General features: G+C 67.0%; 21 protein-coding genes. 12 read left to right on the top strand and 9 right to left on the bottom strand.

The genetic code is table 11. The annotated features are described in order from the left end of the window. The first annotated feature begins 45 nt into the window (after positions 1 to 45). The 6 genes from ACH49N_RS14535 to ACH49N_RS14560 all read left to right on the top strand — a co-directional run bounded on the left by ACH49N_RS14535 (position 46) and on the right by ACH49N_RS14560 (position 6,929). Entirely contained in the window at positions 46 to 1,218 is a 1,173-nt protein-coding gene (locus ACH49N_RS14535; RefSeq protein ID WP_250777001.1) for an acyl-CoA dehydrogenase family protein, read from the top strand. Continuing rightward, on the top strand, positions 1,215 to 2,369 hold the full coding sequence (locus tag ACH49N_RS14540) for a CoA transferase (protein WP_358273215.1): 1,155 nt from the start codon (positions 1,215 to 1,217) through the stop codon (positions 2,367 to 2,369). Before ACH49N_RS14535 ends, ACH49N_RS14540 begins: the two co-directional genes overlap by 4 nt. Positions 2,370 to 2,506: 137 nt before the next feature. Further along, on the top strand, positions 2,507 to 3,874 hold the full coding sequence (locus ACH49N_RS14545; RefSeq protein WP_358273214.1) for an MFS transporter: 1,368 nt from the start codon (positions 2,507 to 2,509) through the stop codon (positions 3,872 to 3,874). Between the two features lie 16 nt (positions 3,875 to 3,890). Next, on the top strand, positions 3,891 to 4,550 hold the full coding sequence (locus ACH49N_RS14550; protein ID WP_358273212.1) for a response regulator transcription factor: 660 nt from the start codon (positions 3,891 to 3,893) through the stop codon (positions 4,548 to 4,550). A 1-nt stretch (position 4,551) separates the two neighbouring features. Continuing rightward, positions 4,552 to 5,970, top strand: coding sequence for a HAMP domain-containing sensor histidine kinase (locus ACH49N_RS14555; protein ID WP_358273210.1), 1,419 nt, complete (start codon positions 4,552 to 4,554; stop codon positions 5,968 to 5,970). Further along, positions 5,967 to 6,929: a TAXI family TRAP transporter solute-binding subunit gene (locus ACH49N_RS14560; RefSeq protein WP_358273209.1), complete on the top strand. Its 963-nt coding sequence runs from the start codon at positions 5,967 to 5,969 to the stop codon at positions 6,927 to 6,929. Before ACH49N_RS14555 ends, ACH49N_RS14560 begins: the two co-directional genes overlap by 4 nt. Before the next feature lie 73 nt (positions 6,930 to 7,002). On the opposite strand, the gene ACH49N_RS14565 is transcribed toward ACH49N_RS14560, so the two are convergent. Next, on the bottom strand, positions 7,003 to 8,160 hold the full coding sequence (locus ACH49N_RS14565) for an acyl-CoA dehydrogenase family protein (RefSeq protein WP_358273207.1): 1,158 nt from the start codon (positions 8,158 to 8,160) through the stop codon (positions 7,003 to 7,005). A gap of 16 nt (positions 8,161 to 8,176) precedes the next feature. Next, positions 8,177 to 9,370, bottom strand: a complete 1,194-nt coding sequence (locus tag ACH49N_RS14570) for an acyl-CoA dehydrogenase family protein (RefSeq protein WP_358273206.1) — start codon at positions 9,368 to 9,370, stop codon at positions 8,177 to 8,179. A gap of 311 nt (positions 9,371 to 9,681) precedes the next feature. Here ACH49N_RS14570 and ACH49N_RS14575 point away from each other — a divergent pair, with 311 nt between their 5' ends. From ACH49N_RS14575 to ACH49N_RS14590, 4 genes are read left to right on the top strand one after another with little or no spacing between them, the layout of a single operon-like run. Continuing rightward, positions 9,682 to 11,007 carry an MFS transporter gene (locus ACH49N_RS14575; protein ID WP_358273204.1) on the top strand — a complete coding sequence of 442 codons (1,326 nt, stop codon included), beginning with the start codon at positions 9,682 to 9,684 and terminating at the stop codon, positions 11,005 to 11,007. After that, complete coding sequence (locus tag ACH49N_RS14580; RefSeq protein WP_358273202.1) at positions 11,004 to 12,137, top strand: thiolase family protein; 1,134 nt, start codon at positions 11,004 to 11,006, stop codon at positions 12,135 to 12,137. Before ACH49N_RS14575 ends, ACH49N_RS14580 begins: the two co-directional genes overlap by 4 nt. 32 nt (positions 12,138 to 12,169) lie before the next feature. Next, positions 12,170 to 12,934, top strand: coding sequence for an SDR family NAD(P)-dependent oxidoreductase (locus ACH49N_RS14585; protein ID WP_159923748.1), 765 nt, complete (start codon positions 12,170 to 12,172; stop codon positions 12,932 to 12,934). 51 nt (positions 12,935 to 12,985) lie between these two features. Next, on the top strand, positions 12,986 to 14,593 hold the full coding sequence (locus tag ACH49N_RS14590; RefSeq protein ID WP_358273275.1) for an AMP-binding protein: 1,608 nt from the start codon (positions 12,986 to 12,988) through the stop codon (positions 14,591 to 14,593). Between the two features lie 58 nt (positions 14,594 to 14,651). On the opposite strand, the gene ACH49N_RS14595 is transcribed toward ACH49N_RS14590, so the two are convergent. Further along, a complete protein-coding gene (locus ACH49N_RS14595) occupies positions 14,652 to 15,815 on the bottom strand; it encodes an acyl-CoA dehydrogenase family protein (RefSeq protein ID WP_358273274.1) in 1,164 nt (387 codons plus the stop codon). Positions 15,816 to 16,012: 197 nt separating this feature from the next. Between ACH49N_RS14595 and fabG the strand changes: the two genes are divergently transcribed. After that, the gene (gene fabG / locus ACH49N_RS14600; RefSeq protein ID WP_208960314.1) at positions 16,013 to 16,753 is read left to right on the top strand and encodes a 3-oxoacyl-ACP reductase FabG; all 741 of its coding nucleotides are present in this window, start codon (positions 16,013 to 16,015) and stop codon (positions 16,751 to 16,753) included. A gap of 40 nt (positions 16,754 to 16,793) precedes the next feature. Beyond that, positions 16,794 to 18,005, top strand: a complete 1,212-nt coding sequence (locus ACH49N_RS14605; RefSeq protein ID WP_358273200.1) for an acetyl-CoA C-acetyltransferase — start codon at positions 16,794 to 16,796, stop codon at positions 18,003 to 18,005. A gap of 4 nt (positions 18,006 to 18,009) precedes the next feature. On the opposite strand, the gene ACH49N_RS14610 is transcribed toward ACH49N_RS14605, so the two are convergent. Genes ACH49N_RS14610 through ACH49N_RS14635 form a run of 6 tightly spaced genes read right to left on the bottom strand, consistent with a single transcriptional unit; the run spans position 18,010 to position 23,974 of the window. Next, complete coding sequence (locus tag ACH49N_RS14610) at positions 18,010 to 18,897, bottom strand: LysR family transcriptional regulator (protein ID WP_358273198.1); 888 nt, start codon at positions 18,895 to 18,897, stop codon at positions 18,010 to 18,012. 4 nt (positions 18,898 to 18,901) lie between these two features. Continuing rightward, a complete protein-coding gene (locus ACH49N_RS14615; RefSeq protein WP_159923754.1) occupies positions 18,902 to 19,777 on the bottom strand; it encodes a LysR family transcriptional regulator in 876 nt (291 codons plus the stop codon). Positions 19,778 to 19,781: 4 nt separating this feature from the next. Beyond that, the gene (locus ACH49N_RS14620; RefSeq protein WP_358273197.1) at positions 19,782 to 20,585 is read right to left on the bottom strand and encodes an enoyl-CoA hydratase-related protein; all 804 of its coding nucleotides are present in this window, start codon (positions 20,583 to 20,585) and stop codon (positions 19,782 to 19,784) included. Further along, a complete protein-coding gene (locus ACH49N_RS14625) occupies positions 20,582 to 21,343 on the bottom strand; it encodes a crotonase/enoyl-CoA hydratase family protein (RefSeq protein ID WP_208960316.1) in 762 nt (253 codons plus the stop codon). The genes ACH49N_RS14620 and ACH49N_RS14625 overlap by 4 nt, the downstream gene beginning before the upstream one ends. Before the next feature lie 10 nt (positions 21,344 to 21,353). After that, the gene (locus ACH49N_RS14630; protein ID WP_358273194.1) at positions 21,354 to 22,409 is read right to left on the bottom strand and encodes an MBL fold metallo-hydrolase; all 1,056 of its coding nucleotides are present in this window, start codon (positions 22,407 to 22,409) and stop codon (positions 21,354 to 21,356) included. Continuing rightward, positions 22,406 to 23,974 (bottom strand): long-chain-fatty-acid--CoA ligase, encoded by a 1,569-nt coding sequence (locus tag ACH49N_RS14635; protein ID WP_358273192.1) that lies wholly within the window; start codon positions 23,972 to 23,974, stop codon positions 22,406 to 22,408. Before ACH49N_RS14635 ends, ACH49N_RS14630 begins: the two co-directional genes overlap by 4 nt. Between the last annotated feature and the right edge of the window lie 311 nt (positions 23,975 to 24,285).

The raw sequence follows: 24,285 nt of genomic DNA on the forward strand, positions 1-24,285 counted from the left end.
TCGCGAACGTTTGCACACCAGCCCCACCGGCCCCGTGGAGGAACCATGTCCGACCCGCAGTCCCTGTCCCAGCTCTTCGCTCTCGACTCCCTTCTCGACACCGAGGAGATCGCGATCCGCGACACTGTGCGCCGCTTCGCCGACGAGCGCATCCGCCCCCACATCGGGGAGTGGTTCGAGGCCGGGGCGCTGCCGGTGCGCGAGCTGGCAGAAGGCCTCGGTGAGCTCGGCGTGCTGGGTATGCACCTCGAGGGGTACGGCTGCGCCGGTATGAGCGCCACCGCCTACGGTCTGGCCTGCCTCGAACTCGAGGCCGTCGACTCCGGAATCCGGAGCCTGGTATCGGTGCAGGGCTCATTGGCGATGTACGCGATTCACCACTACGGCAGCGAGGACCAGAAGCAGGAGTGGCTGCCCCGCATGGCCGCCGGCCAGGCCATCGGTTGCTTCGGCCTCACCGAGCCCGACTTCGGCTCCAACCCCGCAGGGATGCGCACCAATGCCAAGCGGGACGGTGAGGACTGGATTCTCAATGGCACGAAGATGTGGATCACCAACGGGTCCGTCGCGGACGTCGCGGTCGTGTGGGCGCGCACCGACGACGGCATTCGCGGATTCGTCGTGCCCACCGATACCCCTGGCTTCTCGGCGCCGGAGATCAAGCACAAGATGTCGCTGCGGGCGTCCGTCACCTCGGAACTCGTGCTCGAGGACGTCCGGCTGCCCGCTTCTGCGATGCTGCCGGAGGCCAAGGGGCTGTCCGGTCCGCTCGGCTGCCTCAACGAGGCCCGGTTCGGCATCATTTTCGGTGCGATGGGTGCCGCCCGCGATTGCCTCGAGACCGCCATCTCCTACGCCCAGGACCGTCAGGTGTTCGACAAGTCGTTGGCCGGCTATCAGATCACCCAGGTGAAGATCGCGGACATGGCGCTCGAAGTCGGCAAGGGTCACCTGCTCGCTTACCATCTCGGACGTCTCAAGGACCGCGGCGAGGTCCGGCCCGAGCAGGTGAGCACCGGCAAGCTGAACAACGTCCGCGAGGCCATCGCGATCGCCCGCGAATGCCGCACCATTCTCGGTGCCAACGGAATCACGTTGGAGTACCCCGTTATTCGGCATGCCAACAACCTCGAGTCCGTACTCACCTACGAGGGCACGTCCGAGGTGCACCAACTCACCATCGGCAAGGCATTGACGGGCGAGGCCGCGTTCAGGTGAGCGGGTCGCTCGAGTCGGGTCTGCGTGCTTCGCTCGACGGTCTGCTGATCGCCGATTTCGGCCGGGTGCTGGCCGGACCGTATGCCACGATGCTCCTCGCCGATCTCGGCGCCGAGGTGGTGAAGGTCGAGCGTGCGGGTGTCGGGGACGACACCCGGCAGTGGGGGCCGCCGTGGGTGGGTGAGGAGTCGACCTACTTTCAATCGGTGAACCGCAACAAGCAGTCCGTCGCGTGGGACTTGCGTAATCCCACCGACGTTCAGCAGGCGCGGGAACTCGTCGCCCGAGCGGATGTCGTGGTGGAGAACTTCCTGCCCGGCACCATGGACCGGCTCGGTCTCGGCTACGACACGGTGCGGGATTCCAATCCCGATATCGTCTACTGCTCGGTGACGGGGTTCGGTGGGCACAACAACCTGCCCGGCTACGACCTGCTCATCCAGGCCGTCGGCGGGTTGATGAGCATCACCGGTCCGGAACCCGGCGTCCCGACCAAAGTCGGGGTGGCCGTCGTCGACGTCATTACCGGGCTGCACGCCGCGGTCGGGATCCTGGCTGCGTTGCGTCACCGTGACCGGAGCGGCGAGGGACAGCGGGTCGAGGTGAACCTGCTGTCGTCGTTGCTGTCCGCCCTCGTGAACCAGACGTCCGGGTATGTGGGCGCGGGTGTCGTTCCGCAGGCCATGGGCAACCGGCATCCCAGCATCGCACCGTACGAGGTCTTCGACACCGGCGACCGCCCGCTCGTGCTGGCGGTGGGCAATAATCGCCAATTCGCCTCTTTGGTAGAGGTTCTCGAAATTCCGCACCTCGCCGGCGACGAGCGGTACGCCACCAACATGCAACGGGTGGCGCACCGCGAACAATTGGTCCGGGACCTCACCGCGGCGCTGGCATCGGATTCCGCGGACGTATGGTTCGAGAAGCTGACCGCGCAGGGTGTCCCGTGCGGGCCGCTCAACGACATCGCCGATGCCCTCGCGCTGGCCGAGCGGCTCGGCTTGAATCCGGTGGTCGAGATTGACGATCCACGCCGGGACTCGCCCGTGCGGCAGGTGGCGAACCCGATCCGGCTCAGTGCCACCCCGGCGAGGTACCGCAGCGCGCCGCCGCTGCTGGGCGAGGACACCCCAGCTGTGAGTACTTCTTAACCCCCCGCGGTTAAGAAGTACTCACAGGGGGACTTTCTTAAGGGAGTGTTAGGAACCCCCGCGGACCCTTCCGAATGCCTGTGACCTGCCCCACTGTGGTGGGAACGGAGAGATTCAGGACATCGGAAGGAGTCCATGTGAGCACCGCGCAGACTGGTGAGCGCCGAGTGATCGGCAACGTCTTGAAAGGTTCGGTCGGCAATCTGATCGAGTGGTACGACTGGTACGTCTACGCGGCGTTCAGTGTGTACTTCGCGAAGGAGTTCTTCCCCGAGGGCGACACCACTGCCCAGTTGCTCTCGACAGCAGCTGTTTTCGCGGTCGGGTTCCTGATGCGGCCGATCGGCGGCTGGGTCATGGGGCGGTACGCCGACCGGCACGGCCGCCGCTCGGCGCTCACCTTGTCGGTGACCGTGATGGCGGCGGGCTCGCTCGTCATCGCGCTTACGCCCTCGTACGACAGCGTCGGACTGGTGGCTCCGGTGCTCCTCGTGCTCGCCCGCATGCTCCAGGGACTGTCGGTCGGCGGTGAATACGCCACCAGCGCCACCTACCTCGCCGAGGTCGCCTCACCGGGTCGGCGCGGCTTCTATTCGAGTTTCCAGTACGTCACCCTCGTCGCCGGACAGCTGTTTGCGCTGGGTGTGCAGATTATCCTGCAACTGCTGTTGCCTGCCGAGGCCATGCAGTCGTGGGGCTGGCGAATTCCGTTCGTCATCGGTGCGGCAGGTGCCGTCGCGGTGATGTGGCTGCGTCGCACGATGGACGAGTCCGAGGCTTTCACCGACGAGGTGGAGTCGAAGCGTGACACAGACACCCCGGACGACGGGCCGAAGGAAGGTTCGCTCCGGATGCTGCTGCAGTACCCACGCGAGTGCCTGCTGGTGTGTGCCCTCACACTCGGTGGCTGTGTGGCGTTCTACACGTACACCACGTACATGCAGAAGTTCATGATCAACACCTCCGGCATCTCCAAGGACACGGTCGCGTGGATCAATTTCGCGGCTCTGTTGGTCTTCATCGTGCTGCAGCCGCTCGGCGGAGCCCTGTCGGACCGCATCGGCCGCCGCAAGCTGCTCATCTTCTTCGGTGTCGGTGGAACCCTGCTGACGGTCCCGCTCATGACCGTGCTGGGAAACACGTCGAATCCGCTGGTTGCCTTCGGGCTGATGATGCTGGGACTCACCGTCGTCACCGGATACACGTCGGTCAACGCGATCGTGAAGACCGAGCTCTTCCCGACCAAGGTCCGCGCGCTCGGAGTCGGACTGCCGTACGCCCTCACGCTGGCGATCTTCGGCGGCACGGTCGAGACCGTCGCCCTCGCCCTGAAACGGGCCGGTCACGAATCGCTCTTCTTCTACTATGTGACCGGATGCATCGCGATCTCGCTCGTCGTCTACGTCTTCATGCGGGAGACGTCGGAAGGTTCGCCGCTCGACCGGGCGAGCAGCCGGGCCGACAGCCCGGACGACGATGTCGAGCTGGTCGACTCGCGGGGCTGATCGAAGGGAACGGACAATGCAGATCGCGGTTGTCGAGGACGACGACGGAGTCGGCGACGCACTCGTGGAGGCGCTGGCGAACCACGGCCACGACACGGTGCGCATGCGACGCGGATCCGATCTCCTCCTCGGCCATCGCGGTATGGACGCGGTGATTCTCGATCTCGGTCTCCCCGATGCGGACGGCCTGCAGGTGCTTCGGCAGCTGCGGGCCGTCAGCGAGGTTCCGGTCGTCATCCTCACCGCCCGCGACGACGAGCGTTCGGTGGTCCGCGGGTTGCGCGGCGGGGCGGATGACTACCTCGTCAAACCGGCGCGTCTCGCGGAGTTACTGGCCAGGCTCGACGTGGTGACCCAGCGCCGCCGAGCAGCAGAACGGCCGGCCTCGCAGCAGATCACCGAAGGCGACGTGGTGGTCGATCTGATCTCTCGCGAAGTGGAGGTCGCAGGCGAACCGATCGCGCTGACGACCAAAGAGTTCGAGCTTCTCGAGGTCCTCGTCACCCGTCCCGGCGCCGCCGTGAGCCGCCAGCAGCTGATGGACGCCGTGTGGGGCGATGCCTATGTGGCGATCTCGCGCACCCTCGACGTGCACATGACCGGACTGCGAGCGAAACTGGCTCGGCCCGGCCTCATTTCGACTATCCGCGGGTACGGCTACCGCTGGGGTACCTGACGTGCGGCGACGGGTGCTCGCCGTCCTGCTGGTGTTCGCCGCCCTCGCGGTGGTGGCGTTCGCGGTCCCCCTCGCTCTGGCCACCGGTGCCGGGAGAACGCAGGCCCTCCGGCTGAGCCGGGAAGCGGATGCGACACACTTCGCCAGCCTCGCCGGACAGATGCAGGCCCCCGGCAGCGCTGCGTTGTTGCGGGAGGAAGTGGCGCGCTACCACGAGTTGTACGACGAGGGCGTTCTCATCGTGGACGCTCGGGGCGGTGTCCGCGCCGGAGCCGGACTGTCACCGGCCGACCCGGGCGTGGGCGAGGCGATCACCGCCGGACTCCGAAATCAAAAGAAGGGCATCGGCGGTTCGCTGACACCGTGGTCGGCGGACCGTGTCCTCTCGGCCGTCCCCGTCGGCACCGGAGCGCAGGTCGACGGCGCCGTCGTCCTCGAGGTGTCCACCCGAGCGGCGCGCGAGTCGATCCGGACGTCGTGGCTGGTGATCACCGCCGGGGCGCTCGCGGCGCTGGTGGCGGTGACCGCAGTGGCCATCGCGCTGTCCCGGTGGACCGTTCGTCCACTCGGCGCACTGACGGCCCGCGTCGGTGCTCTCGCGGACGCCGTCCCGTCGCCGAAGCCGTGGGCCCGTCGCACTGCCGGCAACTCCGCGGACCGCTACACCGGACCGCCGGAGGTGCAGGAACTTGCGCGGGCCTTCGACGCCATGGCGGGCGCCGTTCAGGCTTCCGCCCACGCGCAGCGCCGACTCATCGCCGATACCGCGCATCAACTTCGGAACCCCCTGGCGGCATTACATATACGATTGGACTCCCTCGCCCCGCACATCCGCGAGGCGGGGGCGGAAACCTATCGCCGGACGAGTATGGAAGTGGACCGCCTCGGCGGAATCCTCGACGGACTGCTGGCATTGGCAGTCGCCGAGTCACCCGCCGAGCCGTCGCACAGCGGCTGCGACGTCGGCGCAGTGGTCGCCGACCGGCTCGACGCGTGGGCGGAGGCGCTGGCGGAGTCCGGGATGGTCGCGACCTCGGGCGGAACCGACGAGCCCTTGTTCGCCGACTTCCGGTCCAGTCAGCTCGCTCAGATCCTCGACGTGCTGCTCAGCAACGCGCACACCTACGCGGGTACCGGGTCGACAGTGCGAATCGATACCCGGAAGACGGAGTCCGGCATCCGTATCCGGGTGAGCGATGACGGCGTCGGGGTGTCCGAAGACGAGGTCGACAAGCTGTCCTCGCGCTTCTTTCGCGGGTCCGGATCCGGCCGGCCAGGCACCGGTCTGGGGTTGTCCATCGCCACCGCTCTCGCTGACAACGGTGGTGGTTCCCTCACGGTGGCGGCCGCACAGCCGCACGGTCTCGAGGTAACCGTGACGCTGCCGGAATCGCCCGACGGTACCGGGGAGGCGTTGTGATCTCCCGGCGCGAACTGTTCCGCGCTCTCGCGGCCACCGCAGTGGCCGCGGCGGCCGGGTCGGGCGCCGCCTGTTCCGGTGGCACCCGTGAACAGCTGCGACTCGCTGCCGGTGAGGAAGGCGGATTCTTCTGGGAGTTCGCACAGCTGACCGCTGCTGCCGCGGAGCGCGCCGACCTGGGTGTGACGATCGTCCCGCTGCGGACTGCTGGGTCCGTCGACAACCTCGCGGCGCTGGCGTCCGGGGAAGCAGAGCTCGCCCTGAGCCTCGCCGACGCCGCCGTGACGGCCATGGACACTGCCGCGGTGACGGCCGAGGATCCCGCCGCCGACTTCACCGCCATCGGCAAGGTGTACGAGAACTACATGCAACTCGCGGTGCGCGCCGATTCCCAAATCAAGAACACGTCCCAACTTGCCGGAGCACGAGTAAGTCTGGGAGCGCGAGGATCAGGAGCAGAACTCACCGCGGAACGAATTCTGGAGGTGCTGGGCCTCGGCCACCCAGGCGACGTCACACGCCTGCACCTGTCGATGACGGATGCAGGCCACGCTCTGCGCGAAGGCAGCGTCGACGCCGTCCTATGGGCGGGCGGAGTGCCCACACCATCGTTCGCGAACCTGGGTATCGCGCTGCGACTCCTCGATCTGTCCGCTGAACTCGAGTTGCTGCGACAGCGGTTCGGCCCCCGCTACGAGTCCGTGCTCATTCCGCCTGGTACGTACGGGAGTCAGACACCGGTCGCGACAATCGGTTTGGCCAACCTTCTCCTCGCCGGCCCCACGGTGACCGACAACGCTGCCGGTGCACTCGTGGAAGTGCTGATCGACCATGCCGCAGAACTGGTGCCGGAACAGGCGACGGGCAGCCAGTTCCTCGATCGGCAGTCGTTGATCGTCACCGCCGGAGTGCCGTTGCACCCCGGCGCGGCTGCGGCATACCGGCGGCACCACGGCTGAGGCGCTTCGCGCTCGTGCGCCCTTTTGGTAGTGGGAGCAACCAGAAAGGCGCACGGGCGCCGAAGGCGCCTCGCTACAACCCCAAATCCTTCGCGATGATCGTCTTCATGACTTCGCTGGTGCCGCCGTAGATGCGGGATACCCGGGTGTCGGCGTAGAGGCGCGCGATGGGGTACTCGAGGACGTAACCGTATCCGCCGTGCAGCTGCAGGCACTTGTCGATCACCCGGCCCGCGGCCTCGGTGCAGAAAAGTTTGACCTTCGCCGCGTCCGGCACGGACAGTTCGCCGGCGTCGTGGAGTTCGAGTGCGCGGTCGGCCATCAACTGGATTGCTTCGACCTCGGTGGCGCACTCGGCGAGCACGAACTTGGTGTTCTGGAATGCTGCCACCGGTTTTCCGAAGACGTTGCGTTCCTTGACGTAGGCGAGGGCGTGTTGCAACGCGGCCGCGGCGGTGGCCGACGCGCCGAGCGCGATGGTCAGCCGCTCCTGCGCCAGGTTGTGGGTGAGGTAGCTGAATCCGGCACCCTCCTCACCGAGCCGATCCTCGACCGGAACCTTGACGTCCGTGAACGACAACTCGGCGGTATCGGACGCCTTGAGGCCGATCTTCTCGATCTTCCGTCCCACCGCGAAACCCTCGGCGGAGGTGTCGACCACGAGAATGGACAGCCCCGCCCGACGGTTCTCTTGCGTGCTGGGAGCGGTGCGGCACACCACGAGGATGCGGTCGGCGAGCGCGCCGCCGGTGATGAACGTCTTGGCGCCGTTCAACACGTAATGGCTGCCGTCCTCGGACAGCTTCGCCGAAGTCGCGATGTTGGCGAGGTCGGAGCCGGTACCGGGTTCGGTCATCGCGATGGCGAACATGATGTCGCCGGAAGCGAATCCCGGGAGCCAGCGCTGCTTCTGCTCATCGTTCGCGTATTCGAGCAGGTACGGCAGGATCAGATTGGTGTGCACCGAGAAGCTGCCGAACGTGACACCGGCCGCCGCCGTCTCCTCACCGACCACCGCGGAGAACTTGAAACTCTTCTCGCCGCCCCCGCCGTACTCCTCCGGCACCTGGATGCCCAGCACACCGAGCTCGCCGAGCCGACGATAGAAATCACGCGGGGGATGTCCCTGTACCTCCCAATCATGGTGGACGGGAGCCACTTCCTTGGCGATGAAGTCGCGGATCGTCTTCCGGAACGCCTCGTGATCTTCATTGAACACCGTACGCTGCACGGATCTCTCCTTCGATTTACAGTGCGTAACTACGCAGTACGCCCTTGCTGATGATCGTCTTCTGAATCTCGCTGGTGCCTTCGCCGATGAGCAGGAACGGTGCCTCACGCATGAGCCGCTCGATCTCGTACTCCTTCGAGTAACCGTAACCGCCGTGGATACGGAAGCTGGCCTGGGTGACCTCCGAGCAGTACTCGCTGGTGAGGTACTTGGCCATGCCTGCGGCCACGTCGTTGCGTTCGCCGGAGTCCTTCAGTCGTGCCGCGTTGACCATCATCAGATGTGCCGCTTCGACCTTCGTCGCCATCTCGGCGAGGCTGAACGCGATCGCCTGATGCTGCGCGATCGGCTTACCGAACGTACTGCGCTGCTGCGCATATCGAGCCGCCAGCTCGAACGCGCGGATCGCCACACCGCACGCGCGCGCGGACACGTTGACCCGTCCGACCTCGATCCCGTCCATCATCTGGAAGAAGCCTCGACCCGGTGTGCCACCGAGGATGTCATCGGCCGCGGCGGTGTAGTTGTCGAACAGGAGCTCGGTGGTGTCGATGCCCTTGTACCCCATTTTGTCGATCTTCCCGGGGATGGTGATGCCCGGGATGACCTCACCGAATCCGGCGGGCTTCTCGATGAGGAATGCGGTGAGATTGTCGTGCTTCTTGGCGGCACCTTCCTCGGTGCGAACCAGGGCGGCGACGAGGGTGGAGCTGCCACCGTTGGTCAGCCACATCTTCTGGCCGTTGATGACGTAGTTTCCGTCGGCGCCGCGCTTGGCCTTGGTGCGGATGGCGGCGACGTCGGAGCCGAGTTCCGGCTCGGACATCGAGAAGGCCCCGCGAACCTCACCTGTGGCCATCCGGGGCAGGTAGTGCTCCTTCTGGGCATCGGTGCCGTGCTGACGCAGCATGTAGGCGACGATGAAGTGAGTGTTGATCACCCCGGAGACGCTCATCCAGCCCCGCGCGAGTTCCTCGACGCACAGTGCATAGGTGAGGAGGGATTCGCCGAGGCCGCCGTACTCCTCCGGGATCATCAGCCCGAACAGGCCCATGTCGCGCATCTTGTCGACGATGGCCTGCGGGTAGGTGTCGGAATGCTCGAGTTCCTGTGCGACGGGGATGACGTCGCGATCGACGAAGGTTCGCACGGTGTCGATGATCTCGGTCTGGAACTCGGTGAGGCCGAGAGTCTGGGCGAGGCGGCTCATGGGGGTCCTTCGAATACGAGTTGTACCGAGCAGGGGAGTGCGGAACCGGGGGCGCGGACGAGCGCCTCGGGAGCCGCGAGGTCGGATTTCAGCTTGCCCGACTTCCCGTGGAGCGGCTAGAGGCCTTCGGCTATCGGTCGGATAGCGCACTCCAATGCTTCTTGCATCTGCCTGTGACCTGCGGGGGCCCTGACCCATAGGTAGGGGCAGCCGGTGCGTTCGCCGAGTGCGTATTGATCGGGTGGGCCCGCATCCGTTGAATGGGCTTGACGCTGTGACCTGCACCACCCATTCTCCGAAGGGATCACCAGGTGACCCACTCCACCGCCACCCTCGACGCACCCGTCGAGATCGGCTCCGAGTCCCGCCGCCGTGCGTGGGGCTTGACCGCCCTCCTCGTGTTGCTCTACGTCGTCAACTATGCCGACAAGGCCGTACTCGGCATCATCGCTCAACCCCTCGCCCAGGAGCTGGGACTGAGCTCCTCCCAGATCGGTCTGGTCGGGAGCTTGTTCTTCCTGACCTTCACGGTCGGCGGATTCTTCGCAGGCGTGCTCAACCGATGGATGTCCCTGCGGTGGGCGCTCGTGCTACTCGCGCTGGCCTGGTCGGTGGCCATGCTGCCGCTCGTCGTCGCCGCAAGCTTCGTGGTGTTACTCGGCAGCCGACTACTCCTCGGCCTCGCCGAGGGCCCGAGCTCGGCGCTGCTGCACACCGGGGCGTACTCCTGGCACGCGCCCGCAAAACGCGGACTGCCCAGCGCGTTGCTGGCCGGCGCGGCATCCATCGCGAAGATCGCCGTCGCTCCGGCACTCGCATTCGTCACCGTCACCTTCGGCTGGCGCTACGCCCTGATCGCGCTGTCGGTGATCGGAGTCGTGTGGTGTGCCGTCTGGCTGACCGCGTGGTCCGAGGGTCCCTACATTCGCAGCGGCAAGAGCGCGACCACCGATGCCGACGGTGACGCCGGTGAGCCCGCCGTACCGTGGAGTCGTATCTTCCGGACACGCACGTTCATCAGCGGCGCCCTCCTCGTCATGAGCGTGTATGCACTGGTCGCAGTGGTGCTCACCTGGCTGCCCTCGTACTTCGAGGTGGGCCTCGGCTACAGCCGCCTGCAGGCCGGATCGATGTTCGCCTTCCCGAGCATCGCGGGACTGATCCTGATGCTCCTCACCTCCGTGATCGGCGACCGCCTCCTGGTGCGCGGCTCGACGTCCCGGATCGTGCGGATCATCGTGCCGGCCGTCGGGGTGCTCATCTGCGGCGCGATCCTGCTTGCCCTGCCGTCCATCGACACCCCCGCTCTGGCAGTACTCGTGGTGTCGGTCGGGTACGGTTTCGCCGCCTCGGTGTTCCCGCTGCTCAACTCCGCGATCTCCGAAATCTGCCCGCCGCGTCAGACGGCCGGCACGCTCGGGGTGTTCCTCGCGATCATGGCGGTCGGCGGCCTCGTCGCCCCATATGCGACCGGCCTGATCGTCGACGCCGCCAGTTCGCCCGCCGCGGGCTACGCGACCGCGTTCCAAGCGCTCGGTCTGGTCGCCGCGGTGTGTGCCGTCCTCGCGTTGATCCTGGCCAACCCGGAACGCGACAAGAAATTGGTTCGAGGCGACAGTGTGAGGAGCACACGATGAATGACGCAGTAATTATCGACGCAGTCCGCACACCGATCGGCCGGCGCGGAGGGTCCCTTTCGGATATTCATCCGGCCGATGTGTCGGCCCACGTGCTCGAAGCCCTCGTTGCCCGTACCGGTCTCTCCACGGACGAGGTCGGCGACGTCATCTGGGGTTGCGTCAGCCAGGCAGGCGAGCAGGCGGGCAACGTCGCCCGGACCGCGGTGCTCGCCGCCGGCTGGCCCGAGAAGGTGCCCGGCACCACGCTCACCCGGGCGTGTGGATCGAGCCAGCAGGCGGTGAGCTTCGCCGCCGCGACCGTGATCGCCGGCCACGAGGACATCGTCGTCGCCGGCGGTGTCGAATCGATGAGCCGCGTTCCGATGGGCAGTGCCAGCAAGAACGGCGAGCACTTCCCCGCAACCGTTCTCGACCGGTACGGCGTCGACGGCTTCAGCCAGGGCACCGGTGCAGAAATGGTGGCAGCGAAATGGGGATTGACTCGTCGGGTGCTCGACGAATACGCCCTTCGCTCTCACGAACTCGCGGCGCGTGCCGCCGACCGCGGCGCCTTCGACGGGCAACTCGCACCGATACCCGGCGTGCTCGAGGGAGATGAGGGAATCCGCCGCGGTGGTTCGCTCGAGTCCCTCGCGAAGCTGAAGACCGTGTTCAAGGACGACGGCGTGATCCACGCGGGCAACTCTTCGCAGATCTCCGACGGCGCGGGGGCGTTGTTGATCACCACGAGCGACAAGGCTGCGCAGCTGGGACTGCGTCCGATGGCCCGGATACACACCAGCGCGGTGGTCGGTGACGACCCCGTCATCATGCTCACCGGTCCGATTGCGGCCACGGACAAAGCCCTCTCGCGGGCAGGACTGACCATCGAGGACATCGGCGCGTTCGAGGTCAACGAGGCCTTCGCTCCGGTTCCGCTGGCCTGGCAGGCGGAGACCGGTGCCGCCATGGACCGGCTGAACCCGGTCGGCGGCGCCATTGCCGTCGGCCACCCGCTCGGTGGATCGGGGGCGATCCTGATGACCCGACTGGTGCATCACATGCGCGACAACGGCATCCGATACGGCCTCCAGACCATGTGTGAGGCAGGCGGACTCGCCAACGCCACCATTCTCGAACTTCTCTGAACCACCACTTTTCCGAAGGGACCCCACAGGCAATGGAACTCAAAGGCATCTCCACCGCGGTGACCGGCGGCGCGTCGGGACTCGGACTCGCCACCGCCCGTCGACTGGTGGACGCCGGGGCTCAGGTGACGCTCATCGACCTTCCCCACTCCGAGGGTGCGGCGGCGGCGAAAGAACTCGGCAGCGCAGCGCAGTTCGCGGCGGCCGACATCACCGACCCCGAACAGTTCGCGGCGGCCCTCGATGTCGCCGACGAACGAGGCGGACTGCGCGGCATCGTGCACTGCGCCGGCGCGGGACGACGAATGCGGATCCTGGACAACGACGGCAAGGCCGGTTCACTCGAGGATTTCGAGTTCGTGATTCGCCTCAACCTCGTCGGCTCCTTCAACGCTCTGCGGTTGGGAGCGGAACGAATCGCCCGCCACGACGAGATCGACGGCGAACGCGGCGCGATCGTGCTGACCGCCTCCGTGGCGGCTTTCGAAGGTCAGATCGGCCAGATCAACTACACGGCGTCGAAGGCCGGCATCGTCGGAATGACCGTCACGGCGGCGCGGGATCTGGCCAGCCGAAACATCCGGGTGTGCACCATCGCCCCGGGAATCATGGACACCCCACTCCTGGCGCGACTGCGCGAAGACGTGCGGACGTCACTCGAGAAATCCGTACCCAGCCCGTCGCGGCTGGGCAAGCCAGGTGAGTTCGGGCAACTCGCCTGCTCCATCCTCGAGAACGGCTACCTCAACGGTGAGACCATCCGCCTCGACGGTGCCATCCGCATGGCACCCCGCTGACCAGTGAGGACCCACGTGAACAAGCCGGTACTGCACTACCCGGATCTGACCATGGCGGCCTTTCCGCCCAGCATGGCGGCCCTGTACGGAGACCGGGCCGCGGTGGTCGACGGCGACACGGTGTGTACCTACCGTGAGCTCGACCAGCGGTCGGGTGCATTCGCGTCCGCGCTGCGGGACGCGGGTGTGACCGAACGTGACGTGGTGCTCCTGCACCTCGGCAACTGCATCGAGTTCGTGGTCGCGTACTACGGCGCCCTGCGAGCCGGCGCAACCGTCACCCTGGTCAACCCGCTGCAACCCGTGCCGGGACTCCGCACACAGATTGTGGACACGGGTGCGGTCGCGGCCGTGACCCAGCCCGGGCAACTGGACAACCTCACCGCGGCTGCCGACGGCACCACCGTCCGCACGATCGTGGTGGCGGGACTGCCCGCCGGGCGAGGTCGCGGACAGTTCGGATTCGACGAGTTCGTCCGCGGGTACGCGGCCGCACCGTTCCCTTCGAAGGTGACCGGAGACGACGTGGCCCACCTCGCCTACACGGGCGGCACCACCGGCCTGTCGAAAGGTGTTCGGGTACTGCACCGCAACGTCCTCGCCAACGTGATCCAGATGGTCGCCTGGCGAGCGGGACACGCGGTGCGCGCCACCGCTGACGGTGGGATCGAGTTGCGACCCCTCGAGGAACTGGGGGATCGCGGTGTCGAACCCGGCGTCGGGGCGACGGTCGTCGTGTCGCCGCTGTTCCATGCCCACGCCCTGATCAACATGTCGTTCCTGCTGCTCTGCGGGGCGACTCAGGTGTTCGCCGGCCGGTTCGAACCCGGCAGGATGCTGGAACTGATCGAGAAGCACCGTGCCACCTACATCACGGGAAGCCCGGCAATGTGGCATGCGGTCGCCACTCATCCCGACGCGGCGACCCGGAACACCGATTCGGTGCGTGTCGTCTCCTCCGGTGCGGCCCCGATCGACCACGTCACACTCGAGGCGCTCGGCCGCGCGTTCCCCTCGGCGACAGTGGTCGAAGGGTACGGGTTGACCGAAGGCACCTGTCTCGTCGCGTCCGCGCCGCTGACCGGAGCCGACGCATACAAGCTCGGGAGTGTGGGTCTGCCGGTGTTCGACACCGAAGTGCAGATCCGTGCAGCCGACGATTCCGGGGCCGTACTCGACGCCCACACCCGCGGCAAGCTGTGGGTCCGCGGCCCGCAGGTCACCGACGGTTACCTGAATCAGCCCGAGATCACCGCTCAGCAATACGTCGACGGCTGGCTCGATACCGGTGACATCGCATACGTCGACGAGGACGGTTACCTGTTCATCTGCGACCGCACCAAGGACATGCTGATCTACAAGGGCTACAACGTGTATCCGCGTGAGCTCGAGGAGATTTTGGTCTCGCACCCGGACGTCTCCTCCGCTGCCGTCGTCGGCAGAGAGGCCGGCAGCGTCGGTCAGGAGCCGGTGGCGTTCGTCGTCCCGATGCCGGGGGCGACGGTCGATCCGGATGCCGTGTCGGCGTTCGTAGCCGAGCGGGTGCTGCCGTACAAGAAGGTGCGTGACGTGGTGGTGGTCGAACAGTTGCCGACGTCGGCGGCGGGAAAGATCCTCAAAACGACTCTGCGGAAGATGCTCGAGGTCGCAGCCACCTAGAGGACCACGAAGCAACCGGCCCCCACCCGCTCTCGGCGGTGGGGGCCGGTTGTTTCCTTCAGCGTTGCGCGCGCTTGACCAGGCCTCGCCCGATGATGAGCCGCTGGATCTCGCTGGTGCCCTCGTAGAGGCGCAGGAGACGGACGTCACGGTAGATGCGTTCGACGGGGACGTCCCGCATGTACCCGGTGCCACCGTGGATCTGCACCGCCAGGTCGGCGACCTTACCCACCATTTCCGTGCAGAAAAGCTTGGCGACCGACGGCGCGATGCGCCGGTCCTCACCGGACACCCACGCCCGGGCGGCGTCCCGGACGAGTGCCCGCCCCGCCATCACACCGGTCTGCTGATCGGCGATCATGGCCTGCACCAGCTGAAAGTCACCGATCGCGCTGCCGCCCTGAGTAGCGGTGGCGGCGTACGCCACCGACTCGTCGAGTGCGCGCTGGGCCGCACCCACCGACAGCGCGGCGATGTGCACCCGGCCGCGCGCCAGCGACGTCATCGCGGCACGGTAACCGACGTCCTCGCTTCCCCCGACGAGAGCGGAATCAGGCACGCGCACATCGGTGAAATGCACGTCCGCGGTCCAGGCGCCTTCCTGGCCCATCTTGCGGTCCTTCGCGCCTACCTGCACTCCGTCGGCGTCGGCGGGAACGAGGAACACCGCGATGCCGGTGCCGTCCGCGTCTGCGGGGCGGGTGCGGGCGAACACGACGAACAGGTCCGCGAGTGGTGCATTAGTGATGAACCGCTTCTCGCCGTTGATTATCCAGCCGCCGCCGGTCCGCGTCGCCTTGGTGCGCAGTCCCGCGGGGTCCGAGCCCGCGCCCGGTTCGGTGAGCGCGAACGACGCCACCACCTCGCCCGACGCGATGCGCTCGAGCCACGTCTCTTTCTGCTCGTCCGTGCCGAACGCCACCAGTACCTGCCCGGCGATGCCGTTGTTGGTACCGAACATGGAGCGCAGGGACAGCGACGTGTAACCGAACTCCATCGCCAATTCCACATCCTGCGTCAGGTCCAAGCCGAGTCCGCCCCACTCCTGCGGGATCGCGTATCCGAACAGCCCCATCGCTTTGGCGGCCTCGCGGATGTCCTCGGGGATCGCGTCGGCATCCATGATCTCCTGCTCGCGGGGAACCACAGCGGAGCGAACGAAACTGCGCGTCTGGGCGAGGATGTCCTGAAAATCGTCGTCGCCGACCTGAGATGTGGTCATGGAATCACCGGCCTGCAAAGTTGTCATGAAGTCACTGTCGGATGGTAGTCGCCACATGTCCAATACGAATCGGACCACGCCGCCATAGGAGATCCCGATGATTCCGACCCGTTCAGGAGGGTTCTGCGCCGATATATTCGGCTGGTGCCGGAACCCCCGAGTGGCGGGAGGGCACTCGTCATGTCGAAAGGACTTCCATGGAACTGCTCGCCAACCGCACCGCCGTCGTCACCGGAGGCGCCCAGGGTATCGGCTTCGAAATTGCCCGGACCTTCGTCGAGGCCGGCGCCCGCGTGGTGATCGGTGACCTCGACCTCGACGCCGCCACGGCAGCGGCCGACAAGCTCGGTGGCGCGGACGTCGCCCACGCCGTCCGGTGCAACGTGGTGCACGCCGAGCAGGTCGACGAGATGCTGGGCGCAGCCGTCCAACGCTTCGGCTCGCTCGACGTGATGGTCAACAACGCCGGGATCACCCGCGACGCGACCATGCGCACCATGACCGAAAACGACTTCGACCTGGTCATCGACGTGCACCTGAAGGGCACCTGGAACGGGACGCGCAAGGCGGCCGCCATCATGCGGGAGGCCAAGCGCGGCGCCATCGTCAACATCTCCTCACTGTCCGGCAAGGTCGGCATGGTGGGGCAGACGAACTACTCGGCGGCCAAGGCGGGCATCGTCGGGCTCAGCAAAGCTGCGGCCAAGGAGCTGGCCCATCACGGTGTCCGGGTCAATGCGATCGCGCCGGGACTCATCCGGTCGGCCATGACCGAGGCCATGCCGCAGAAGGCGTGGGACCAGAAGATGAGCGAAATTCCGATGGGGCGTGCGGGCGAGGCCGGCGAGGTGGCGAACGTTGCCCTGTTCCTCGCCTCCGACCTTTCGTCGTACATGACCGGCACGGTCCTCGAAGTCACCGGTGGACGCTTCATGTGACGCGCACCGAACCCTCCCGACATTTCCCCGAAAGGCCATCATGCGTGAAGTCGTCATCTGCGAACCCGTCCGCACTCCCATCGGACGGTACGGCGGCATGTTCCAGTCCCTCACCGCCGTCGATCTCGGTGTCGCTGCTTTGAAAGGACTGCTCGAACGCACAGGGGTCGAGCCGTCCGACATCGAGGACGTCGTCCTCGGCCACTGCAACGCGAACAGTGAGGCGCCTGCCATCGGCCGTGTGGTAGCCCTGGATGCGGGGCTGCCGATCACCGTGCCCGGCATGCACATCGACCGCAGGTGCGGATCCGGTCTGCAGGCCGTCATCCAGGCGGCTATGCAAGTGGCGGCCGGTGACAACGACCTCGTGGTAGCCGGGGGCACCGAGTCGATGAGCAACGCCTCCTTCTATTCCACCGATATGCGGTGGGGCGGAGCACGATCCGGTGTGCAGATGCACGACAGCCTCGTGCGCGCCCGGTCCACCGCGGGCGGCCGCTTCTACCCGGTACCCGGGGGAATGATCGAGACGGCGGAAAACCTCCGGCGCGAATACGGGATTTCACGCACCGAGCAGGATGAGCTCGCGGTGTCTTCGCACACCAGAGCCGTCACGGCGCAGAAGAACGGCATCCTCGCCGAAGAAATTGTGCCGGTCACCGTGCGCAGCCGCGCCGGTGAGCTGGTGATCGACACCGACGAGCATCCTCGTCCCGACATCTCACTCGAATCGCTGGCTGCCCTGAAACCGATTCTGGGCAAGACCGATCCGGAATCCACTGTGACCGCCGGCAACGCCAGCGGGCAGAATGACGCTGCAGCAATGTGTCTCGTCACCACGACGCAGACCGCGGAACGGCTCGGTCTGCGTCCGCTCGTGCGAATGGTGTCCTGGGGCGCGGCCGGTGTCGCACCGAAAATCATGGGTATCGGTCCGGTCCCGGCCACCGAGGTCGCGCTGCGCAAGGCCGGGCTCACCCTCTCCGACATCGACCTGATCGAACTCAACGAGGCGTTCGCGGCGCAAGCGCTGGCCGTGATGCGCGAATGGGATTTCGGCGCAGCGGATCTGGATCGCACCAATGTCCACGGTTCCGGAATCTCCCTCGGTCATCCTGTCGGTGCGACGGGGGTACGGATGCTGGCGAGCCTGGCCCGGGAGCTCGATCGCCGTGACGCGCGGTACGGGCTCGAGACGATGTGCATCGGTGGTGGGCAGGGCCTGGCCGCAGTGTTCGAACGAGTGGCGTAGAGGGCTAATCGCGCTGTGGGCCTGTGGCACGCGCGCGGATGAGTTCGACGAACGCGCGTCCCACGGGCGATAGCGTTTCCGGATCGAAGGCGATCCCGAATCTCCGGGCGAATCTCGGTTCCACTTCGCGCACGATCGCGCGGTCGCGGGCCGACTCCGCGATCGACCTCTCCACCAGGGTGCCGCCGATTCCCGCCAATACCAAAGGAAGCCGCGCCTCCCGGTGATCGGACAACACGGCCAGGGGCGGCCGTGCCCCAGCGTGACGAATCGCTTCTTCGATTTCGTCGGCGAGGGAGTGACCGCGGGGCACGAACACCATGGGCACCTTGGGAAGTGCGGACAGCGGAACCGGTCCGTCCGGGACCTCGGTGTCGGCGGGATACACGAGCCAGTACTCCTGCTCACCCAGCTCCACCACGTCTAGGCCGTCTTCGTCGAGGGGCAAATGTGCGACGACGAACTCGCAGTGCCCGTCCTCGATCAGGGAGGCGGCCTGTGCTTCGGATTTCAGCTCACCGAACCGCACCGCCACTTTCGGGTAGGCCCGCCGGAATTCGGCGACCAGGTCGACGAGCGGGCCGAGGACCAGGGCGGGAAACGCCATCACGTCGAGGCGGCCGGCGAGTTCTCCGTCGGCGGTGGCCAGCAGATCCTCGACGGCGGTGACGTCGCGCAGGATCTGGCGGCTCGGGCCCACCATGCTTCGTCCGGCGGCACTGAGAACCATGCCCCGGCCGATGCGATGGAACAGTTGCACGCCCAGTTCCCGCTCGAGACCCCGCAACGCCTGGGAGATGGTCGGCTGGGCGACGCCCAGCGATGCGGCGGCACCGCCTATGCCCTCGTGCTCGACGACGGCGAGGAAGTACTCGACCTGACGTAACTCCATGTGCTCAGCCCCTTGTCGACGTGTCGTATGCGCTCGCGACGAACGCTGCGGCCGCCGGCGAACTCGGTCCGGAGCGCTGCACCAGGCCGACGGGGCGGGTCAACCGCGGTGACAACGACCGGATCGTCACACCCCGCAGTTCCTGTTCGGCGACGACACGGGGAAGGACGGTCGCGCCCGCCCCGCGCTGGACCAGGTCCCAGGTGGCGCTCGGATGCGAGCAGTCGACGACGACGTTGTCCGTGTTCTCCCCGAGAAGTTCGAAGATCAGCGCCGCGTCACTCTTGTCACCCAGGTCCTGAATCAACGGGACCTGCCGCAGGGCAGAGCGAGGTACGGGGTCGGGAAGGGCGGCTGCCAGCTGGTCGGGCACGGCAAGCACCAGCTCCTGCTCGCCGATCGGGACCGACAGCAGAGCACTGTGATCCACGGACAGGTCGATCACCCCGAGCTCCGCCTCACCGCGTCGCAACGCCCCGAGGACGCCGGTGGGGCCGTCGCTGTCGATGATGCGGACCGTGATCCGCGGATACTGCCGGCGGAATCGGCGGACCAGTCCGACGATCGGATCGATCGAGAACGCCGAGTACGTGACCACGTCGACCCGGCCGGATTCGAGTTCACGGACCGCGGCCACCTTCGCCTTCGCCCGTTCGACATCGGTGAGAATGCGCCGCGCCGCCACGTCCAGTGTCCGGCCCGCCTCGGTCAGCTCGAGCCGTCGGCCCGTGCGATCGAACAGGGTTACCCCGAGGCGACGTTCGAGAGTGCGAATGGCCTGCGACAGCGACGGCTGAGAGATGTACAGGGACTGCGCCGCCCTGGTGATTCCGCCGTGATCGACTACCGCGACGAAATAGGTGACGAGATGCAGGTCCACCCGGTCATCGTACGGAAGCCGTGGTCGCGCCCGGCACCACCCATTCGCCGGTGAACGCGGGAGGGCGTTTCAGGGCGAACGCCCGGAAGGCGTCCGGTGCATCGGTCGCGAAGTTGACGGCCTGTGCTCGCGCCTCGTTCTCCAGCGCCTCGCGCAGCGACGAGGACGACCCCTGTTCGAGGAGCCGGGCCGACTGGGTCACCGCGACGGGCGGTCCGGCGGCGAGCCGGCGCGCGAGGTCCTGCGTCACCGTCCGCAGTTCGGAGGGTTCGGCGAGCACCGATACCAGTCCGAGAGCGTGGGCCTCGGCGGCGTCGACCATCTCGGCGAGCATGACCAGGCGCTTGGCCTGGTGTAACCCCACGAGCCGGGGAAGCACCCACGACCCGCCGAAGTCGACCGACAGTCCCCGTTTCGCGAAGATCTGACTGAACTTCGCCGTCGTGGAGGCCACCACGAGGTCGCAGAGCAGGGCGAGATTCCACCCGGCACCCACGGCGTAACCCTCCACCTGGGCGATCACCGGCTTCGGAAACTCGGCAAGGGTCGCGGCGACAGAATTGATCGTCCGCATCCGGTCGAGAGGATGCTGTCCGGTCCGTCGTTCGACGTCGGCGCCCGTGCAGAAGTTGCTGCCGGCACCGGTGACGATGACCGCGCGGATGCCACGCTCCGCTTCGAGCACGCGCAGAGCGCTTCCGAACTCGACGAACGCGTCCAGGGTCAGCGCGTTCATGCGGTCGGGCCGATTCAGGGTCACGGTGGCCACAGCGCCGTCGCGGGTCACCGCTACCGTGTCCCTGCTCATCGGCCGGACCACACGGGTGAGCGCTTCTCGGCGAACGCCCGCGCACCTTCCTGCGCATCCTCGGATGCGAACACCGGGTCGAGGTACTGCCGCTGCGCGGCAAACGCGTCGGGGTCGGTGTATCGCGCAGCCATCGCGACTACCTGCTTGGTGGCCCGGACCGCGAGGGGACCGTTGGCGGCGACGCGCGCGGCCAGCGCGCGTGCCGTGGAAAGTGCCTCGCCGGGTTCGGTGAGGTGGTTGACGAGGCCGTGCGCGTGGGCCGTTTCCGCTGTGAGCGGGTCGCCGGTGATCGCCATCTCCATGGCGATCGGGTAGGGCAGCACCTTGGGTAGCCGCAGCAAACCGCCTGCGGCTGCAGCCAATCCGCGCTTCACCTCGGGAATTCCGAACTTGGCGTCCCTCGCCGCGACGATGATGTCGGCCGACAACGCCAGCTCGCACCCGCCGGCCAGAGCCCAACCCTCCACGGCGGCGATCAGTGGCTTCGTCGGTGGGGCTTCGGTGAGCCCGCCGAAGCCCCGCCCGGGCAATGACGGGCGTTCGCCGCGGGAGAAGGCCTTGAGATCCATTCCGGCGCAGAATGTCCCGCCGGCGCCGGTGAGAATGGCGATGGTGAGGTCGGGGCGCGCTTCGAACTCGTCGACGGCGGCGGCGAGGGCCTTGGCGACCTCGAGGTCGACGGCGTTCTTCGCTTCCGGGCGGTTGAGGGTGATGACGGCGACGCCGTCGGCGAAATCGGTGAGAACCACGTTCATGGGTGTCCTTCTACGGTGTCGGCGTGAGGGGAAGTGTCCAGCGTTCCGGATGGCCGCCGAGCGAGCGGATGTGTCCGCGGTCGGCGAGTACCAGCAGGTGGGCATGCGTTTCGCGAACCGCGAGACGCAGGAGACGGTCGGACATGGAATCGAACGGGCGCGACCACGACACGTTCGTCGAGATCTCCCACGCCGTCGACTCGGGGCGGTCGCGGAGGGCGGCGACGATTTCCGTGAACCGCTCCTCGTGGTGACCCATCAGCTGCTGCGCCCGGTCGGCGATGCCGCGGAAGCGGTACTCGTGGGCGGGTAGCACCAGTCCGTCCGGCATGGTGGTGGTGGCGTGCAGCGAGAGCAGGTAACGGTGCAACGGGTTGTCCAGCTCGCCGGGGATTGTGGAGATGTTGGGGCTGATGCGGGGCAGCATGTGGTCGCCGCTGAACAGCAGTCCGTGGCGTTCGTCCACGAAGGTCAGATGGCCCGGAGTGTGGCCCGGTGTCCAGACCGCCCGCAGATCCCAGCCGGGCAGGTTCAGCGGAGCCCCGTCGTCGAGCACCACGTCGATGTACTCGCCGGGGCCGAATCGGACCAGATCGACACGGGCGGCGGCGCGAACCCCGGCAGGTGCACCGAGCCGGTCGAGCTGTATTTCCCACGTCCGTTCGTCGACCGTCTCGTCGTCCGGAGTGCGGTGGCCGAGCAGTGTGGCGTCCGCAGCGTGCATCGCGAGGGCGGCGCCGCTCACCTCCCGCAGCCGCGGTGCGAGACCGAAGTGATCGGGGTGCAGATGGGTGACGGCGGCATACCGGACGTCGGTGACGTGGTGCCCCGTCTGTGCGATACCGTCGCAGAGAGCCAGCCATGACTCCTCGGAGTCCCAGCCGACGTCGATCAGCGCGAGTCCGTCGGGGAGTGCCAGTGCGTAGATCAGCACGTAGCGCAACGGGTTTCGGGGCATCGGCACCGGAATCGACCACAAACCCGGGCGCACGCTCTCGACCGGTGGCAGCACCCCGCGGGCCCAGGCCTCGCGCTGAACGGTGCCGACGTCTTCGGTGACGATCACGACGGCACCCCCTCCGCCGCACTGAGGTTTTCGCGTAACGCGCGCTTGAGGACCTTGCCGCCGGCGTTGCGGGGAAGCGAGGTCACGAATCGAATGTGCCGCGGTTTCTTGTACGACGCGAGCCGCCCGGCGCTGAAGGCGAGAAGTTCGGCGACGGTCGGGTCCGCGCCCTCGGCCACCCGGATCACGGCGGTGACGGCTTCACCCCACGTCCGGTCGGGCACACCGATCACGGCGACCTCCGCCACCGCGGGATGCTCGGCCAGCACCGACTCGACCTCGATCGGATACACGTTCTCACCCCCGGTGATGATCATGTCTTTCACCCGGTCGGTGACGAACAGATATCCGTCGGCGTCGAGATGCCCGATGTCGCCGGTGCGCAAGAAACCGTCGGAAGTGAAGAGTCGCGCTGTCTCGTCCGGTCGGTGCCAATACCCGGCGACGTTGTTGCGCGAGCGGCACACGATTTCGCCGGACACCCTGGCAGGGAGATCGGCGCCGGTGGCGATGTCCCGGATGGCCAGCTCGACACCCGGCATCGGCGTGCCGGCGGAACGCAGCAGGTAGGCGCGATCACCGGCCGGATCGTGGTCCTCGGCGGTGAGTGCCGTGACCGATCCCGTCGTCTCCGTCATCCCGTACCGCTGCACGAAGGCGCAGCCGAACCGGTCGAGGGCGCGGCGCAACAGGGTGGGAGTGATCGGTGCCGAACCGTACGCGATCAGTTGGAGACTGGACAGGTCGCGCTCGCCGAGGCCCGGCAGGTCCAGCAGCATCTGGATCGCCGAGGGAACCAGGAACGCATGGGTGATGCGGTGTCGTTCGACGAGTTCGGCGACGTGACCCGCGTCGAAGGCGCCGAGGAGAACCACGTGCACTCCCGCGGAGAGGCTGGTGCTCAGCCACCCGGCCCCGGCGATGTGGAACAACGGCAGGGCATCGAGGGCCACCGAGTCGGTGCGCCACCGGTAGATCCGCAGCGCCTCAGGCTCGTTGTGGAGATTGCGGTGCGTCGCGACCACGCCTTTCGGTGCGCCGGTGGTGCCCGACGTATACAGCTGAAGCAACTCCGCGTCCGGATCGTCGCCCAGCCCCGGGTCGGTGTCGCTGCCCGAAGCGGCGAGCCGATCCCACGTCCACACCCCCGGCAGCGTTCCCTCCGACACGTCGTCGACGAGTACGACGACCAGACCGGGAAGCGCTTCGCGTACTGCTTCGGCCGTCTTCGCGAACTCGGCCTCGACGATCAGCACCTCGAGCGCCGCGTCGACGGCGATCGCCACAGCCTCGGCGGCGGGCAGGCGCCAGTTCAGCGGCACGAACACGAGCCCGGACTTGGCGGCTGCGACGAAGCACTCCGCACCCTCGAGCCGCATCCGCAGCAACGCCCCGACACGTGCACCGGTACCGGATGCCAACGACGACAGCGCTGCCGCGATCCGAGTCGTCCGCCGGTCGAACTCCGCGTACGTGAGGGTGGTGTTTCCCCACGTCACCGCCGGCGCGTCGGGGCGTTCGGCGGCATGCTGCCGGACGCGCTGGGGAAGATGCAGCCCACTCACAAATGCTCTCCTCGAAGACTGGGGGACCCGACGCCCGGTACCACGTCCCGCCAGTCGACCACCCCGCCGAGCCGGTGACAAAGACGCGTGACCGCACGGACACTTAGCGATCGCCTATGGATGCGGAAAGTCCGAGCCGGTGTGAGGCTTGACACATAGTAACGCTGACATCTAACGTAATTTGTATCACTGTTAAACGCAGTGCGGGTTCCCACCGATCCGGTCTTCAGGCGATAGGGGGCTCACGTTGGCGACCTGAGTAACGTGTCCGGTCGACGCGCTGGGGCAGAACCGGGTCGAGGCAGTCCGCC

This window comes from Rhodococcus sp. NPDC019647 (assembly GCF_044389235.1).
GTDB lineage: Bacteria > Actinomycetota > Actinomycetes > Mycobacteriales > Mycobacteriaceae > Rhodococcus_F > Rhodococcus_F oxybenzonivorans.

Bases quoted from the DNA above. Each gene is read 5' to 3' on its own strand.
- ACH49N_RS14535 (WP_250777001.1), top strand. From the start codon at position 46: ATGTCCGACCCGCAGTCCCTGTCCCAGCTCTTCGCTCTCGACTCCCTT.
- ACH49N_RS14550 (WP_358273212.1), top strand. From the start codon at position 3,891: ATGCAGATCGCGGTTGTCGAGGACGACGACGGAGTCGGCGACGCACTC.
- ACH49N_RS14570 (WP_358273206.1), bottom strand. From the start codon at position 9,370: ATGAGCCGCCTCGCCCAGACTCTCGGCCTCACCGAGTTCCAGACCGAG.
- ACH49N_RS14580 (WP_358273202.1), top strand. From the start codon at position 11,004: ATGAATGACGCAGTAATTATCGACGCAGTCCGCACACCGATCGGCCGG.
- ACH49N_RS14585 (WP_159923748.1), top strand. From the start codon at position 12,170: ATGGAACTCAAAGGCATCTCCACCGCGGTGACCGGCGGCGCGTCGGGA.
- ACH49N_RS14590 (WP_358273275.1), top strand. From the start codon at position 12,986: ATGGCGGCCTTTCCGCCCAGCATGGCGGCCCTGTACGGAGACCGGGCC.
- ACH49N_RS14595 (WP_358273274.1), bottom strand. From the start codon at position 15,815: ATGACCACATCTCAGGTCGGCGACGACGATTTTCAGGACATCCTCGCC.
- fabG (WP_208960314.1), top strand. From the start codon at position 16,013: ATGGAACTGCTCGCCAACCGCACCGCCGTCGTCACCGGAGGCGCCCAG.
- ACH49N_RS14605 (WP_358273200.1), top strand. From the start codon at position 16,794: ATGCGTGAAGTCGTCATCTGCGAACCCGTCCGCACTCCCATCGGACGG.
- ACH49N_RS14610 (WP_358273198.1), bottom strand. From the start codon at position 18,897: ATGGAGTTACGTCAGGTCGAGTACTTCCTCGCCGTCGTCGAGCACGAG.
- ACH49N_RS14620 (WP_358273197.1), bottom strand. From the start codon at position 20,585: ATGAGCAGGGACACGGTAGCGGTGACCCGCGACGGCGCTGTGGCCACC.
- ACH49N_RS14625 (WP_208960316.1), bottom strand. From the start codon at position 21,343: ATGAACGTGGTTCTCACCGATTTCGCCGACGGCGTCGCCGTCATCACC.